This is a genomic window from Rhodococcus sp. JCM 9793, assembly GCF_055380405.1.
In genome coordinates, this window is record NZ_AP043721.1 from 2,962,495 (window position 1) to 2,978,719 (window position 16,225).

The 16,225-nt window shown below is 65.6% G+C and carries 11 protein-coding genes; 8 read left to right on the forward strand and 3 right to left on the reverse strand.

Annotated elements, in window-relative coordinates:
- The first annotated feature begins 3 nt into the window (after nucleotides 1–3).
- From ACZ46K_RS15755 to ACZ46K_RS15765, 3 genes are all read left to right on the forward strand, one after another.
- On the forward strand, nucleotides 4–1,989 hold the full coding sequence (locus ACZ46K_RS15755) for a YhgE/Pip family protein (RefSeq protein WP_054810266.1): 1,986 nt from the start codon (nucleotides 4–6) through the stop codon (nucleotides 1,987–1,989).
- Nucleotides 1,990–2,077: 88 nt separating this feature from the next.
- The gene (locus ACZ46K_RS15760) at nucleotides 2,078–3,460 is read left to right on the forward strand and encodes a glutamate decarboxylase (protein ID WP_464749167.1); all 1,383 of its coding nucleotides are present in this window, start codon (nucleotides 2,078–2,080) and stop codon (nucleotides 3,458–3,460) included.
- A gap of 236 nt (nucleotides 3,461–3,696) precedes the next feature.
- A complete protein-coding gene (locus tag ACZ46K_RS15765; protein ID WP_464749168.1) occupies nucleotides 3,697–6,156 on the forward strand; it encodes a helix-turn-helix transcriptional regulator in 2,460 nt (819 codons plus the stop codon).
- A 5-nt stretch (nucleotides 6,157–6,161) separates the two neighbouring features.
- Here ACZ46K_RS15765 and ACZ46K_RS15770 read toward each other — a convergent pair whose 3' ends face one another.
- Nucleotides 6,162–6,812 carry an ACT domain-containing protein gene (locus tag ACZ46K_RS15770; RefSeq protein ID WP_464749169.1) on the reverse strand — a complete coding sequence of 217 codons (651 nt, stop codon included), beginning with the start codon at nucleotides 6,810–6,812 and terminating at the stop codon, nucleotides 6,162–6,164.
- Between the two features lie 324 nt (nucleotides 6,813–7,136).
- Here ACZ46K_RS15770 and gatC point away from each other — a divergent pair, with 324 nt between their 5' ends.
- Together gatC and gatA are read left to right on the forward strand one after the other, a co-directional pair.
- Nucleotides 7,137–7,436, forward strand: coding sequence for an Asp-tRNA(Asn)/Glu-tRNA(Gln) amidotransferase subunit GatC (gene gatC / locus ACZ46K_RS15775; RefSeq protein WP_054805483.1), 300 nt, complete (start codon nucleotides 7,137–7,139; stop codon nucleotides 7,434–7,436).
- Complete coding sequence (gene gatA, locus ACZ46K_RS15780; RefSeq protein WP_054805484.1) at nucleotides 7,433–8,908, forward strand: Asp-tRNA(Asn)/Glu-tRNA(Gln) amidotransferase subunit GatA; 1,476 nt, start codon at nucleotides 7,433–7,435, stop codon at nucleotides 8,906–8,908. The genes gatC and gatA overlap by 4 nt, the downstream gene beginning before the upstream one ends.
- Nucleotides 8,909–8,946: 38 nt before the next feature.
- Here gatA and ACZ46K_RS15785 read toward each other — a convergent pair whose 3' ends face one another.
- Entirely contained in the window at nucleotides 8,947–10,347 is a 1,401-nt protein-coding gene (locus ACZ46K_RS15785; RefSeq protein WP_132470857.1) for an alpha/beta-hydrolase family protein, read from the reverse strand.
- Nucleotides 10,344–10,961: a hypothetical protein gene (locus ACZ46K_RS15790; protein WP_464749170.1), complete on the reverse strand. Its 618-nt coding sequence runs from the start codon at nucleotides 10,959–10,961 to the stop codon at nucleotides 10,344–10,346. Before ACZ46K_RS15790 ends, ACZ46K_RS15785 begins: the two co-directional genes overlap by 4 nt.
- Before the next feature lie 155 nt (nucleotides 10,962–11,116).
- Here ACZ46K_RS15790 and ACZ46K_RS15795 point away from each other — a divergent pair, with 155 nt between their 5' ends.
- The 3 genes from ACZ46K_RS15795 to ACZ46K_RS15805 all read left to right on the forward strand — a co-directional run bounded on the left by ACZ46K_RS15795 (nucleotide 11,117) and on the right by ACZ46K_RS15805 (nucleotide 16,160).
- Nucleotides 11,117–12,301 (forward strand): sensor histidine kinase, encoded by a 1,185-nt coding sequence (locus tag ACZ46K_RS15795; protein WP_464749339.1) that lies wholly within the window; start codon nucleotides 11,117–11,119, stop codon nucleotides 12,299–12,301.
- A 186-nt stretch (nucleotides 12,302–12,487) separates the two neighbouring features.
- On the forward strand, nucleotides 12,488–13,633 hold the full coding sequence (locus ACZ46K_RS15800) for a carboxylate-amine ligase (protein WP_054805488.1): 1,146 nt from the start codon (nucleotides 12,488–12,490) through the stop codon (nucleotides 13,631–13,633).
- 181 nt (nucleotides 13,634–13,814) lie between these two features.
- Nucleotides 13,815–16,160, forward strand: coding sequence for a glutamate--cysteine ligase (locus ACZ46K_RS15805; RefSeq protein WP_464749171.1), 2,346 nt, complete (start codon nucleotides 13,815–13,817; stop codon nucleotides 16,158–16,160).
- The last annotated feature ends 65 nt before the right edge of the window (nucleotides 16,161–16,225 follow it).

Sequence of the window (16,225 nt, forward strand, 5' to 3'; positions counted from 1 at the left end):
CCCATGCTGGCAGGAATCTCTCTCGGTAGCGATTCGAAACGCTACTTCCGCGGCACCATGCCGCGCATCGCGATCGCCACGATCATCCTCATGCCGCTTCTGTACGGCGCTATGTACCTGTGGGCTTTCTGGAATCCGTTCGGTGCGGTCGACAGGATTCCGGCTGCGATCGTCAACAACGACACCGGTCGATCGTCGACCGGCGAGCAGGTCGATGCCGGCGACCAGGTCGTCAAGTCGCTCATCGCGTCCGGTCAACTCGATCTGGACGAGGTGTCGGAGAGCGAGGCGGTCGACGGTCTCGCACACGGAAAGTACTACTACACGATCACCATTCCCGAGAACTTCACCGAAGCGGTGGAGTCGCCGAACGGTGACAACCCCGAGAAGGCGAATTTGACCTTCACCTTCAACGATGCGAACAACTACCTCGCCACGATCATCGGGCAGGATGCGTCGGAGCAGGTGATCGGCCAGGTCAACTCGACGATCGGTGCCCAGGGCGTCGGACAGGTGCTCACCGGTCTGGAGACCGCGGGCTCCGGGCTGAAGCAGGCCGCAGACGGCGCGACAACTCTCGCGGATGGAATCGACACGGCGAAGTCGGGTGCCGACCAGCTCAGTTCGGGCGCGACCGAACTCTCCGACAACATGGTCACCGCGCGCGACGGGTCGGCTCAGCTCGCGGCCGGTGCGGATCAGCTCGCCACCGCAATCGACGGTGTCACCGGTCCACTCCTGAACGCTCTCGACAGCGGGCAGTTGTCGAGCGTCGGAAGTCAGGCCTCGGAGCTTCGGGCATCGATCGTCGCGCTGGAAGACCGGATACCTCAACCGGCGCAGGCCTCGGCGGGGATCGCGGTTCAACAGGTCATCGACATCCTGGGACGGAGTTCGGACCCGATCGTCCAGCAGGCCATCACCGCATTGACGCCGTTCACTGCACAGGAGGTGGTCTCCGATACGGAGGCGTTGCGCGCCGAGATCGTACGACTGCAAGGGGATGCGCGAGCTCTGGAGTATGAGTTGAACGATCCGAGCAGCCCGCTCCAGAGCGGTCTGGCGATGCTCCAGGGCGGCGGGCTCGCGGCCGAAGTCGGCGAGCTGCAGAGCGGTGTGAACGAGCTGAACTCAGGTGCGGCAACTCTGCATTCGGGCCTGATCCAGCTGACCGACGGCAGCTTCCAACTGTCGGACGGCGCCGGCCAGCTTTCCTCCGGAATGGTCGAACTGCAGTCCGGATCCCACGAGTTGGCGGATGCGCTCGCTCAGGGAGCACAAGAGGTCCCCAGCTGGAACGACCAACAGCGCACCGCGACTGCAGACACTTTGTCGACGCCCGTGGCGCTTCAGCAGAACACGAACAACGAGGCATCGACGTTCGGTACCGGATTCGCTCCGTTCTTCCTCTCGTTGGCCCTGTTCGTCGGCGGCATCATCACCTGGATGCTGCTGACACCGCTGCAGTCCAGGCCGACGGTGAGCGGGCTCGGACTGTATCGAACCGTTCTGGCGTCGTACTGGCCCGCGCTTCTGGTCGGTGTTCTCCAGGTCATCGTCATGTACACCGTCGTGCATTTCGGAGTGGGTCTCGACGTCAAGCACGTGGCCGGGACGATTCTGTTCCTGATGCTGGTCTCCGCGACGTACCTGGCGATGATCCAAGCATTCAACGCGGTGTTCGGCGTCGCGGTCGGACGTGTCGTCACGCTCGCGTTCCTGATGCTGCAGCTCGTGTCGGCCGGTGGCATCTACCCGGTGCCCACCACCGCGAAGCCGTTCCAGTACATCCACCCGTTCGATCCGATGACCTACACGGTCAACGGACTCCGTCAGCTCACCGTGGCTGATCAGATCGACTCACGGTTGTGGATCGCGATCGCGGTGCTCACGGGAATCCTGCTCGGGTCACTGACCGCGAGTGCCCTCTCGGTCCGGCGAAACCGTCGCTACACGATGGAAAGGCTCTACCCGCCGATCGAGGTCTGATCGGAAGTAACCCAATTCAGCCGAAAGTCAGTTCATAGTTGTCATCGGATGGGATGAGTGTTCGATGCACCAAGTATCGGAGGAAGAGATGTCAGACCCCATTGCCGCCCCTACAGAGACACTCGCGCCCGCATACACCGGCAGGCTCGGAACCGACCCGATTCCTGCGCTGCGGCTGCCCAAATCGGAAACCGAACCCGAAGCGGCCTACCGGTTCATCCACGACGAGTTGATGCTGGACGGAAGCTCGCGCCTGAACCTGGCGACGTTCGTGACCACCTGGATGGATCCGCAGGCCGACCGCCTCATGGCGGAGACTTTCGACAAGAACATGATCGACAAGGACGAGTACCCGGCCACGGCAGAGATCGAGACCCGCTGCGTCAACATGGTGGCTGCGCTCTTCCATGCCGAGGCTCTCTCCCCTACAGATCCGACATCCGCGACCGGTGTGTCGACCGTGGGCTCGTCCGAAGCAGTGATGTTGGGGGGCCTCGCCCTCAAATGGCGGTGGCGGCAGGCTCGCGACGCCGCAGGCAAGGACTCCACCAAGCCGAACTTGATCATGGGCAGCAACGTTCAGGTGGTCTGGGAGAAATTCTGCAGGTACTTCGACGTCGAACCCAAGTATCTGCCCATGGAGCACGGACGGTATGTCATCACTCCGGAGCAGGTCCGCGATGCTGTGGATGAGAACACCATCGGTGTGGTGGCAATTCTCGGGACGACCTTCACCGGCGAGTTGGAACCGGTCGCGGAAATCGCTGAGGCCCTGGACGAGATTGCTGCCGGCGGGGGTCCGGACGTCCCGTTGCATGTGGACGCGGCGAGCGGGGGTTTCGTCGTACCCTTCCTGCACCCGGAGTTGAAGTGGGATTTCCGGATTCCTCGGGTTGTATCGATCAATGTCAGTGGCCACAAATACGGTATGACCTATCCGGGCATCGGATTCGTTGTGTGGCGTTCGAAGGAACACCTCCCCGAGGAACTTGTGTTCCGCGTCAACTATCTCGGCGGTGACATGCCGACCTTCACGCTGAACTTCTCCCGTTCCGGCAATCAGGTGGTCGGCCAGTACTACAACTTCATCAGGCTCGGGGTTGCGGGCTACACCCAGATCATGGAGTCGTTGCGGGACACCGCTCTGATGCTGTCCGAGCAGATCTCGAAGATCGACAACATGGAGATCATTACGGACGGGTCTGCGATTCCGGTGCTGTCGTTCCAGGTGGTCGGGGATCCAGGGTTCACCGTCTTCGATATTTCGCACGAACTGCGCGCCCGTGGTTTCCAGGTTCCCGCCTACACGATGCCGGCAGATGCGGAGGACATCGCGGTGCTTCGGGTGGTTCTGCGCGAAGGCTTCAGTCGCGACCTCGCGTACAAGTTGTCCGAAGCAATCACGGATGTCGTCGATCGACTGCGCGCAGGTGTGGGCACCGGGCATACTGCGCGGGGATTCGCGCACTGACGATTCACGCTGGATCGAGTTTCCGAACAGCGAAGCAGGGCGGCCGAATCGGTGTGATCGAATTTCGGCCGCCCTGCTCTCGGTATCGGTGCGGTGCGAAGGATGGTGGGCAATTCGCTCGGTGATTTCGGCGCCTCCGGCTTTGTCTCTTTTCCTCACCTCGCTTTCATAATGCTGTTAAAATTCACGTAAGTCTGATTATGGTTGTTCGGGGGGGGGACGCGAAACCTGTGGTGGTGTCGCGCGTCCTTGGAAGCGGAGAGGGCGTCGCGTCGGTGCCGAAGAAACTGCCACTGTTCCGAGGTCGCCTGTTTTCGATTCTGTCGGGCTCGGACGATCTGGTGGTCGTCCACGGGAGTCGGTTCTCGGGAAAGACCACGCTGGTCCGGACCTGGCTGATGACGGATCCGATTCCCGCCGCCGTCCCGGTGTTCGTCGAGTTGCCCCCGGGGGGCATCACGAGCGACCAGTATTGGGGCAGGGTGCTCTCCTGTGTGTGCGCATGTGCGGGAATCACGGTGATTCCACACGGCCGCAACAACTTCGACACTCTGAGTTCGGCTCTCGCCGCGCAGAATGTTCCCATCGTTCTCATGCTCGACGGGCTCGATGCTGTCGAGTCGGCCGAGGATCGTGTCGGTGAACTTCTCGAGTGCGGTGCGCAGCTACGGATCATCGTGACCACACGCATCGGGGGTAGGTGGCATCGATGTATTCGTGGGCGGCCGGATCGGACGATGATCAGTTCGGATGCCCTCTCGTTCACCGTGGAGGAGACGGAAGCCTTTCTCCGCGCTTCCGCGGTACCCCGAAGCCTGAGAGTGGTCGACCGGATCACGCGACGGACCGGAGGGCTGCCGGCTCTGATCGCGGCCGTGTGCGAGGCGCTGAAGGCCGAAGGTGTGCAGACGTCGAACGAACCCGAGCGGCTCGACGTCCTCGTCGACTCCACCGTCGACACTCTGGTCTTGCGGACGGTAGCCACCGATCCCGTCCTGGACCCATTGTTCCGGGCAACTCCGGTGTCGCCCGACGTAGTGCCCTCGATGGTGTCGTCTGCCGTCGCCTTACCGCAGGTGACCGACCCGATCGGCTTCGTTGACACATTGGAATCCGCGGGTTTGGTGGAGTCGGAACCAGGAACCGACGAACCGACGCGGAGGTATCCGGTCGCTGTCGAGGAGTCGTTGCTGCGTTCGGCCGCCATCGAGTGCCCCGACGAACTACAGGCTGCCCGGGTCACGTTGGTCCGGTACTCGCTGGATCGGGGAGACGCGCGCTGCCCCGGGCGATTTCTTGCGCCGCTCGGCGACGCGTCGATCGACGGGATTCCTGCCGAGGTGGTCGACAGCAATCCCGCAGTCGCAGCGATCCGCCGGCTGCACCGCAAATGTGCTTCTCCCCGTGATGTTCCCACCGCGGTCGATAGTTCCGGCATGGCTGCCGACGCCTCGCGCGAGCCCGACGCGACGATCATGCACGCGATGAATCTGCGCGTCGGCGGGCAATTCGACGAGGCGGCCGAGGTCTGCGATGCGCTCGCGTCCGAGCCGGTCCCGGTGTTCGAGAAGCTCGACGACACGGCGAGGTATGCCCACGCATTCTGCTACCTGCACATCGGCATCTCGTACTTGCTGGCCGACCGAACCGGCGAGGCCACGATCATGCTCCGTCGCGCTCACATCAGTGGGGCCGGCACGTCCGTCGAACGCGACGCTGCCGGCACACTTGCTCTCACCCATGCGGTGCGCGGCGCAACCTACGACGCTCAGCTCTGGATCGATGCCGAGCGGGAGCAGCGTTCTCTGTTGTCCGAGACCTCGGGGGCGCAGGCGAAGACGGCGGGCCTCGTCGCCTCCGCACTTGTTGCGCTGGACCGACTCCTTCCTGATCGCGCATTCGGATCGCTCGTCGAGCTCGGTGTTCCCCGCGAGACCGAGGAGCTGTGGGCTTTCGTGCTGTATGCGAGTGGGCAATATGCGCTTCTTGCCGGCCTGCCCGCCGACGGTCTCCGCTACGTGGAGTCGGAGATGCGGACATTCTCCCGGGCGTACGGCGGCATCTCCGGACAGCTTCTGGATGCCGTCCGAGCCGATCTCAATCTGGCACTCGGTCATCCGGACCAGGCGGCACAGTTGGTGGGTCGGTCGACCGACCCGCTCACCGCGGCCGTTCGTGCCCGGATCTGTCTGCTCACGGGAGACTTCGTCGGAGCCGAAACGATCGTCTATAGCTACGGAGAAGATCCGCAGTGCCCGCTCCGGGTGTCCATGGAGCTGTTCGTGATCGGTGCGGCCGCCGCGTGCTCACTGGGGCGGCGAGCCGATGCCCGGCGCCACATGTCCCGTGCGGCCGCGCGGTCTCGACAGACCGGGATGCTGCGGCCGTTCACCGGTCTCGCTCCTTCGATGACCCGGGAGGTCGCGGCACTCGGCGTGGAGCTGCCTGTGGATCTGGCGCAGATCGCGGCCGAGTTCGTGACTTTCCGCCCGTCTCGCCCTGTCGTGCGGCTGACCCCACGCGAGCGCGCCGTTCTCGATGGGCTGCTCGCGGGAGGCAGCGCGGGAACGATTGCCGAGACTCAGTTCGTGAGCCTCAACACGGTGAAGACTCAACTGCGTTCGCTGTACCGCAAACTGGGCGTGCACTCACGCGGGGATGCAATCGCCGCCGCTCGCCTGGTGGTTCTCGACTGAGTCCGTCAGCCGAGAACCGTGCCGATGATGCCTGCGAGATAACCCATCCGTGCCACCTCGGACGGCCGGAACTCGGGCCCGCCGGGTCTGCCCAACATCAGGACCCGATCCGATGAGCCGAGGGGTGCCGCCGCGAGCATCGTGTCCATATCCCGCCACAGTCGGGGCACCCAGTCGGCTTCGTGATCGAGCAGCATCGGCTTCTCGAGGGGCATCCATGGAGTTTCTGCCGGCCGTGTCTCCGGGGCGCCCGGACTGCCGACGACTCGATACGCGCCGTGCGGGCCGATCCCGAGGATCGTCGCCCAACTCACGCGCAGTACCCGGGGAGCTCCGTCCACGAGGACCTGGAGGCGGTCGTCGCGCGCCGCAGAGACCTGATCGATGAGTTCGAGTTCGCGATGAGTGTCGAGGATGCCCGCGTAGGGACGGATCGAGTCGACAGTGACACCGTCCAGGGCTTCGGCCGCGGTGATCAAGGTGTCCGGGAGCCTTCCCGGCTCCACGTCGACCACGAGATCGTCGATAGCGAAACCGGCTCCACGATCGACCACGTCCAGCGACAGGATGTCCGCACCCACCGAGCCGAGAGCCAACGCGAGCGCGCCGAGGCTTCCGGGACGGTCGGGAAGCTGGACACGCAGCAGGTACGACACGTGCGTCCTTTCCCACATTTACTGCCGGCGAGTGCACACCCGCCGGCCCAGGGGCGACAATGAACCCCCGGCGTCGTTCATCTTTTCACTCTCGGAGGGTCTGTTGTGACCTCCCGACCACGAATCGTGATGCAGTGAAGGAAAATGCCCGGTCACCCGCGGCGTATTCACATGAATGCAACAAGGGTTTCGCACACACGCAACGCGGCGTGCCCACCCCGGCGGGGATCGAACCGAGTACACGGCCCTCACCGCGGGGCATTACCCTGGACAGGACGTTCGATCGCCAGATGTTCCATCACCATTGGAAAGGGGCCACCTACGGTGCCTGCCATTTCCCGTGACGAGGTTGCGCACCTCGCCCGGTTGTCCCGTCTTGCGCTGACCGACGCGGAGCTCGATGAGTTCTCCGGCCAGCTCGATTCCATCCTCAGCCACGTCAAGGCGGTCTCCGAGGTTGCCGCGGACGACGTGGCGCCCATGGCGAACCCGAACGCAGTCACCAATGTGACCCGTCCTGACGTCGTGCTACCCGGGCTCACACCCGACGAGGCTCTGTCCGGCGCTCCCGCCGTCGAAGAAGGACGCTTCGCTGTCCCGCAGATCCTGGGGGAGGGCGAATGAGCACCGATCTCACCAAGCTCGACGCCGCCACGCTCGCATCACGCATCCACGCCGGCGAGGTTTCCTCCGTGGAGGTCACGAAGGCGCACCTCGACCGGATCGCCGAGGTCGACGGTGAATACAACGCGTTCCTGCACGTCGGCTCCGAGCAGGCACTTGCCGCCGCAGCTGACGTCGACCGTGCGGTGGCTGCAGGCGAGAAGCCGGCGTCGGCCCTCGCGGGCGTTCCGATCGCGCTCAAGGACGTGTTCACCACCACCGACATGCCCACCACGTGCGGATCGAAGATCCTCGAGAACTGGGTCTCGCCGTACGACGCGACACTCACGACGAAGCTCCGCCTGGCCGGCATCCCGATCCTCGGCAAGACGAACATGGACGAGTTCGCGATGGGATCATCCACCGAGAACTCCGCGTACGGACCCACCCGCAACCCGTGGGACACCACGCGCATTCCCGGTGGATCCGGTGGCGGTTCCGCCGCGGCACTCGCGTCGTACCAGGCACCGCTTGCGATCGGCACCGACACGGGTGGTTCGATCCGTCAGCCCGCGGCCGTGACCGCGACGGTCGGTACGAAGCCCACGTACGGAACGGTCTCCCGGTTCGGTCTCGTGGCGTGCGCATCGTCGCTCGATCAGGGAGGCCCCTGCGGGCGCACCGTGCTCGACACCGCGCTCCTGCACGAGGTGATTGCCGGTCACGACCCCCGGGACAGTACCTCCGTCGTCGCCGCGGTCCGGCCCGTGGTCGACGCCGCACGACAGGGTGCGGCGGGTGATCTGAAGGGCGTGAAGGTGGGTGTCGTCAAGGAGTTGCACTCCGACAGCTATCAGCCCGGCGTGATCTCGTCGTTCGATGCGGCCGTGGAGACCCTCACGAAACTCGGTGCCGAGGTCGTCGAGGTGTCGTGCCCGAACTTCGAATATGCACTCGCGTCGTACTACCTGATCCTGCCGTCGGAGGTGTCGTCCAACCTCGCTCGCTTCGACGCGATGCGGTACGGCATGCGCGTCGACGACGGTTCGATGAGCGCCGAGCAGGTCATGGCCGCGACCCGCGCTGCCGGGTTCGGCAAGGAAGTCAAGCGCCGCATCATGATCGGCACCTACGCACTGTCGTCGGGCTACTACGACGCCTACTACGGCCAGGCGCTCAAGGTGCGTTCGCTCATCGCGCGGGATTTCGACAAGGCCTACGAACAGGTCGACGTCCTGATCTCGCCCACCAGCCCGTTCACCCCGTGGAAGCTCGGTGAGAAGGTCGACGATCCGCTCGCGATGTACCTGTCCGACCTGTGCACGCTACCCACGAACCTCGCGGGGCACTGCGCGATGTCGGTGCCGTCGGGCCTGTCGGCCGACGACGGCCTTCCCGTCGGGCTGCAGATCATGGCTCCGGCACTGGCCGATGAGCGGCTCTACCGTGTGGGCGCTGCATTCGAGGCTGCGCGCGGACCGATCCTCGCCTGACGCCTGATTCACCGACCGGCGGTGCCGTGGGCAAATGCCTACGACACCGCCGGTTCGCACTGCGCCTGCTCGGGCCCATACCGGTGCCCATGCCCCGCGGCCGAGTCGAGTGAGGTGAACAGATCGACGGTGGTCTGCAGGAACCCGACCACCGGCAGCCACGTCGGTACGGGCGCGTCCTGCACCGCACGCGACAGATCCGGCGGCGACCACAACAGCGACGGCTGCCACCACACGACGGGGTCCGACGTGTTCGCCAGCACCGTCGCCCCGTCGGTGCGCACCGATCCGGCCGGCGGACCCGCCCACAGTGCGTCGCACAGGCCCGGTTGGATGTCGTCGAACGCGGCGCTGCCACCGATCGAACCGAGGCTCTGTCCGTATACGTGCAGGTCGGGTCGCTGATCGGGCGGCATCGTTGCGATGTGTTCGCGCACGGCCGAGACAAGCGCCCGAGCGGACCGGGAGGCTGCGTCGCGGTCGAAGACGAACGTGACCCAGCTCGGTGTGTCCGAGTACTGCTGTGCCGCGATGGCGACGTCGTCGCCCCAGCGGTCCTCGAATCCCTGCACAGCATTGGCATCGACCCACCCCGACCCGGTGGGAACCGCAACGACAAGGTGGTCCCGTTCGAACCCGCCGGTGCGTTCGAGTTCACGGACCGCGAGGTCCGCGCGCGACTGATCGTCCGGGGCTGCAGCCAACCCGACGTAGACCCGCACGGGTGATCCCGAGGATTCGATCGATACGAATCGTCGCCCTTGCGTGCCGAGATTGTTCCAGTTCACCAGTGAGATGGGGGAGCCGGACATCCCGGGGTCGAGCGTGGCTACCGGAGTGGAGGCAGATGCCGTATCCGGCGACGGAGAGACAACCGAGGTGATTCCCCACGCGAGAAGGATCGCTGCCGCCGCCAGCGCCGCGACCGAGCGCGCACGACCGGCCATTCGGATCAGGGCACGGATGCCTGTGGCGCCTCCCACGAGAATCGTTGCCGTCACGACGGATCCGGCGAGGACTTCGAGCCAGTAGTGCAATCCGATCGGTGCCACCTCCATCGCGGCACGAAGTGTGTTCTGCCAGTGATGCGCCCACGTCGCACTCGCCGCGACCATCGCAGTCGCGACTGCTGCTGCGAGCCAGCGGGCCTCCGCCTCGCGTGGACCGTGCTGCGCTCGAACCCGCTGGGGTACAAGGCGTCGACCCAGCGCAGTGACGGCCAGTGCGACTGCGATGAGGACCCCTGAGAGAACCCCTTGGATCAGGGATGCTCTCGGTAGCAGCGACGGTGCGAGCGAGACGGCAACCGCGATCGCCACGGTCGCCGTCGAGCCGAATCGTGGGCCGAAGGTCTTGCGGGGGAGGAGGATACGAGAGTGTCGGGTATTCTCGTCGGGGTCATCCGACGTCGGTGCGGGGTCGACCAGGTGGATCGTCATCGGTTCGTTCTCCTCAGGAAAGTGCTGCCCGCGACCACTGCAGCGCCGGCTGCGGCCAGATACGGCATCGGCGATTCGGATTCAGGCAGGCGGTAACCCTGGCGCCACGAGTTGATCTGCACCGCCGCGGACGCGATTCCCGCCATCACGTCGCACCGGGGTTCCGTGCCGGCATCAGTCATGCACGCGGTATTGAGGTTTCGTTGCAGGTGCGCATCGAGGTCGCGCCGGGCCTGTGGCCCGAGCTCGCCTCCGGTGTCCCGTGCATACCGGAGCAGGTCGTACCCCAGATCGTGCATACGGCACGCGGGCTCGAATGCCGAGGGGAGAGAGACAGGTGACGAGCAGTCGCCGTCCGGGTCGGTGAGTACTCCCTCGGCCGTGGTGCCCGGTTCGATCAATGGTTGATACCCCATCACCGCGGCGAAGCCGTCCGGGAACGCCGCGAGCGCACCGGCGGTATCGTCGGCGACCAGTGCGGTGACGGTGGCCGCAACTGCCGGGTCCTCGGTCGTTGCGGTACTCGCGGGAGACGCGGCGCCGACGCAGAGGGCAGCTCCGGCGCCGAGCAGTACGGCGGTCGCCACGCGGCGTGTTGCGGGTCGGTTGATCATGGTTCAGACGCTATGAACGGCACCCACTCCGCGGGATCACGCGCCGGAGTGGTTCCGTGAGGGCGCTCTCGGACCGGAGAGCGGCAGTGAACTCACTCTCAGGTATGAGGACAGTCGAGAGACAGGCTCCTAGCGTGGTGGATGTGAAACCGATGATGCGTGCCGGAATGACCGCCGCAGTGAAGAGCTCCGCGAAACAGGGGCGCGGCAGGTGGCCGACCGTCGTCGCGGTGGTCGTGACGCTGATTCTGTATTCGATCGCGTGGCCGACGCTACAGGTCACGCACGACGTGTCGGCGCCACTGATGCCCCTCGTCGCCGGATTCGCGGTCTTCCCGTTCGTGTTGGTGTTCAGCCGCCCTGCGCTGGGCTGGGCCGTCACCGCGCTCGCTGCGCTGGTGATCCCGCTGGCGTTCGACCGGATCGGGGACTACACCTATCCGTGGCAGGTCGTGCACATCATCGTGCTTCTCTCGCTCGTCCTGGCCGTGGCCATTCTGGAAGAGATCCGCGTCGTGCTGGTGGTGTGGGTCGCGACTGTGTTGCTGTTCTTCGTGTACATGCCGGGGGACGACGGGTGGGGATGGATGGTCGGGCTCACCGCCCTCGTCGTGTTCGGTCTGCTGGTGCGCTGGCTGGTGATCTCGCGACGGCAATTGGCCCACGAGGAGGAGATCAGTGAACTCGAGCGCGCCCGTCGCGCTGTACTCGAGGAGAAGGCACGCATCGCTCGGGACCTCCACGACATCGTCGCCCACCACATGTCGATGGTCGTCGTCCAGGCGCAGAGCGCCCCCTACCGGCTGACCGACGTCTCCGACGAGGTACGTGCCGAATTCGACTCCCTCGGCGCGACCGCCCGCGAAGCACTCAACGAGGTACGCAGCCTGCTGGGCGTGCTGCGCAGCGACGGATACACCCCGGAGAACGAACCACAACCCGGCGTCGAGCGAATCGGTGAACTGCTTGCCGCGACGCAACGTGCCGGTGTCCTGCTGCACACCGAGATCGCGGGTGAGCCGGTGGGCGTCAGCGACGGTGTGGGCCTGGCGGTGTACCGGATCCTCCAGGAATCGTTGACGAACAGTACTCGGCATGCGCCGGGCGCAGCGGTCGACGTCCGCATCCGATGGAGCCCGGGCACAGTGGAGATGGCAGTGACCAACGGTCCGCGTACGGAGGCTGCGTCGGCGGTGGTGCCGTCGGATCGGAACGGGGGCAGTGGTATCAGGGGTATGGGAGAGAGGGCAGCAGCGGTCGGTGGGCGGCTCGTCGCGCATCCGCGGCCCGACGGCGGATTCGAGGTACATGCGGTTCTGCCGACGGTCGTCGCCGTATGACCTGTCCGCCGTCCTACCTGAACCGCGGCTCACCTTGATCACTGTCGTTCCCGCTGCGAGACGATGGCTCCGACACCCACGCGTGCGACGCGAGGTGTAGGACACCTCCGAGCTGGGTACCTGCACCAGGTGCGACGTCGTCGGGTTTCGCGGCGGCGCAGGCCAGTGCAGGGAGTGGGAGGCGAGATGTCCACCACGGACGAGCTGTGCACGGTGGGAGTCGAGGAGGAGTTCCTGCTCGTCGACGCCGAGACAGGGGCACCGACCGTCAACAATGCCGTCGTGGTCGCGGAAGCTGCGAAGCACGGCCTGGAGCTGCAGTACGAACTCGACCGCTGCCAGGTCGAAACGGCCTCGGCGGTCTGTTCGGACGGCGAACAGCTCCGCGTCGATCTTGCTACCACCCGATCGATCGCTGCCGACGCCGCACGCCGGCACGGATCACGGTTGCTCGCCGTCGGAGTTCCGGTCCTCGGATGGCGGGAACTGCCGGTCACTGCGAAGCCCCGCTACCTGCGGATGGAGCGCGAATTCGGGCTCATCGCACGCGAGCAGGGCATATGTGGATGCCATGTACATGTGGGTGTGCCCGATCGGGAGACCGCGATCCAGGTGAGCAACCACCTGCGTCCATGGCTACCCACACTGCTTGCGTTGTCGGCCAACTCGCCGATCCATCGCGATATCGATACCGGATATGCGAGCTGGCGAACACTGCTCTGGTCCCGGTGGCCCAGTGCCGGACCGCCACCCTATTTCGAGTCGGCCCAGCACTTCGACCGAACGGTCGAGGCCATGCAGGAGACCGGGAGCATGCTCGACGACGGCATGGTCTATTGGGACGTACGTCCTTCGGCGACGTTCCCCACAGTGGAGGTGCGTGTCTGCGACGTCCCTGCCACCGTGGCCGAATCAGTGCTGCTCGCGAGCCTCATACGGGCCCTTGTTCTCACCGCGCTGCGCGATCTCGACCGCGGACACACAGCGTTCCCGGTGTCACCCGAACTCCTGCGCGCGGCGTACTGGCGGGGCGCACATGACGGTCTCGACGGCGACGGGATCGCGTTACCGAGGTCTGAGCGTCAGCCCATCGCGCACCGGCTCGAATCATTGGTGGAGCATGTATACCCGGCGCTCGAGGACCTCGGATCCCGACTGCTCGTCACCGAGGGGATCCGTTCGGTGATGTGCTCCGGGAACGGGGCGATGCGTCAGCGCCGCGTCCTCGCTGCCGGTGGTGACGTACAGGATGTGGTCGCCGAACTCACCGCCTCGACCGTGTCCGGATGTGCCGCCGTGAAAGAACCGGGCGACCCATGCTCGACGGGATAGTCGACACGACTCGGCGCGGCACGAATTGAACGCGAACTGATCTGTCTCACAATGCTGTTCGCGCGTAGGTTCGCGTGTCGGACACGTCGGAAGGTGACAGCCGCACGGCAACCGGTCGAGGTGCCCGCCTTCGGGACGAGATCTCGCCCCCGTCGGCCCATCTGCGGTCTACGCTCAGAGGGTGCCAGGTCACAGCCCTCGGAAGGTGGGGGTCGAGGAGGAGTTCCACCTCGTCGACCTGAAAACCCGACGCCTGGCCCCTCGCGCGCCGGAACTGTTGGTGCGGTTACCGGATGAGGTCCACTTCGGCGAGTTGCAGCGGTGCGTGGTCGAGGTGAACAGCGGTGTATATACCGACCTCGCCGAACTGCGGTCCGGCCTGGATCGGCATCGGAAACTGCTCGCTGCTGCAGGCAGTGCCCTCGGGGTAGGTGTGGTTGCCGCGGGCGCAGTGCCCCTTGCTCTGCCCACTGAGATGGAGGTGACCGGCTCGCCGCGCTCTCAGCGCATGCTCGCCGATTACCAACAGCTCGCACGGGAACAATTGACCTGCGGTACACAGGTGCACGTCGACCTCGAGAATCGGGACGACGCCGTGCGGGTCGCGACACGTATCGCGCCGTACCTACCGGTCCTGCTGGCCTTGAGTGCCAGTTCGCCGTTCAGCGCCGACGGTGCGGACAGCGGCTACGCAAGCGTCAGGTCGTTGTTGTGGCGACGCTGGCCCAGCAGCGGTCCGGCAGCCCCTGCTTCCTCGTCGGCCGAGTACGACTCGATGGTCGACGATCTGGTATCGAGTGGCGTGATCGGCGATCCCGGGATGGCGTATTTCGACGTACGCCCGGCAGTGAAGTTGCCGACCCTGGAATTGCGCGTGTGCGACAGCTGCCCACAACTCGACACGGTGCTTCTCGTCGCGGCACTCTTCCGGGCCCTCGTCGAACGAGAGGTGACCGGTCTGTATGCCGGTACGGAGGGAGTCGAGATCGCGCCGACACTCACCCGTGCTGCGCTCTGGAGGGCCGCTCGGTCGGGGCTCGAAGCGGATCTGGTGGACGTGACGGTCCCCGAACCCCGCCCGGCCGCGAACATCGTCGATCACCTCGTGCGCTCACTGCGCCCCCAGCTCGAGGAAGCAGGTGACTGGGCACTCGTATCGGAACTCGCCGCAGACGCGATCGCGCGCGGCACCTCGGCGGCGCGGCAGCGCCGTGCACTGGACCGACGAGGACGCCTACCCGATGTGGTCGATCTGCTGCTTGCCGAGACCGTCGGCCACGAAACGACTCTGCCGGAAACCGAGAAGACGATTCGGACGGGTGGCCGCCGCGTCACCGGGCCGCAGCATCGAATTCGCCACGGACGGCCACCACATCCGATGGCCCCGACCTCGATCGACGAGCAGCTACTGATCGCCTGGCGCCGGGATTTCCATGCGAATCCGGAACTGTCCTTCGAAGAACACCGCACCACCGACGTGGTGCGTCGACATCTGATCGGCCTCGGGCTGGCACCCGTCGTACTGGCGGGTGGCACCGGCCTGTGGTGCGATGTCGGGCCGCCGACGGACGAAGCGGTGGCGTTGCGCGCCGACCTCGACGCGCTTCCGGTCTCCGAGACCACCGGCCTGCCCTACGCGTCCACCATCCCAGGGATTTCCCACGCCTGCGGCCACGATGCGCACACCGCGATGCTCATGGGCGCGGCGACGGTACTCGCGTCGACGCCGCCGCCACACCGGGTGCGACTGATCTTTCAACCCGGGGAGGAAACCAGCCCGGGCGGTTCGCTCAACGCCATCGAGTCCGGAGCGCTCGAAGGAGTGTCGAGGATCTTCGCTCTGCACTGCGATCCGCAGCTCGAGGTGGGCTCACTCGCTACGCGCACCGGACCGATCACGTCCTCCAGCGCGTCGGTGACCGTGCGTCTGTGGTCGGCGGGCGGCCACACCGCGCGGCCGCACCTGACCGGTGATCTGATTCACGCGACCGCGGTGCTGGTCACCGGGTTGGCCTCGGTACTGGACCGGCGCATCGATGCCCGTACCGCGACAGTCCTGACCTGGGGCAAGGTGGACGCGGGGAAGGTCGGTAACTCCGTTCCTGAGGCCGGCGAACTGGTGGGCACTCTGCGTAGTGCATCCCGTGAGACGTGGGCGACCCTCGAGCCGATGGTGGAGCGCACGATCGGTGAACTGCTCGCCCCGTACGACGTGAGATACGAACTCGCCTACCAGCAGGGCGTTCCACCCGTCGTCAATGATCGGGACTGCTCGGCAGAGTTGCGGGAGGCCATTGCGTCGGCCGTCGGGCCCGAGAATCTCGCCGAGGCCCAGCAATCCAGCGGCGGTGAGGACTTCGCGTGGTACCTCGAACACGTACCGGGGGCACTGGGCCGGCTCGGCGTGTGGGACGGCACGAACGACCCGCATGAGTTGCACCAACCGGATTTCGATCTGGACGAGCGCGCACTTCTGCACGGCGTTCGCACTTTCCTTGCGCTCGCCCGCGGGAACGGGCAGATGTGAGAGCTGTCGTTCCACGTCCCACCTCTCACACGCACTGAAACCTCAACAAGATCAACTCGCGGCCG

What these genes read in the sequence shown, in the direction of transcription:
- ACZ46K_RS15760 (WP_464749167.1), top strand. Translation starts at nt 2,078, where the DNA reads ATGTCAGACCCCATTGCCGCCCCTACAGAGACACTCGCGCCCGCATAC.
- ACZ46K_RS15755 (WP_054810266.1), top strand. Translation starts at nt 4, where the DNA reads ATGCTGGCAGGAATCTCTCTCGGTAGCGATTCGAAACGCTACTTCCGC.
- ACZ46K_RS15785 (WP_132470857.1), bottom strand. Translation starts at nt 10,347, where the DNA reads ATGACGATCCACCTGGTCGACCCCGCACCGACGTCGGATGACCCCGAC.
- ACZ46K_RS15795 (WP_464749339.1), top strand. Translation starts at nt 11,117, where the DNA reads ATGCGTGCCGGAATGACCGCCGCAGTGAAGAGCTCCGCGAAACAGGGG.
- ACZ46K_RS15790 (WP_464749170.1), bottom strand. Translation starts at nt 10,961, where the DNA reads ATGATCAACCGACCCGCAACACGCCGCGTGGCGACCGCCGTACTGCTC.
- ACZ46K_RS15800 (WP_054805488.1), top strand. Translation starts at nt 12,488, where the DNA reads ATGTCCACCACGGACGAGCTGTGCACGGTGGGAGTCGAGGAGGAGTTC.
- gatA (WP_054805484.1), top strand. Translation starts at nt 7,433, where the DNA reads ATGAGCACCGATCTCACCAAGCTCGACGCCGCCACGCTCGCATCACGC.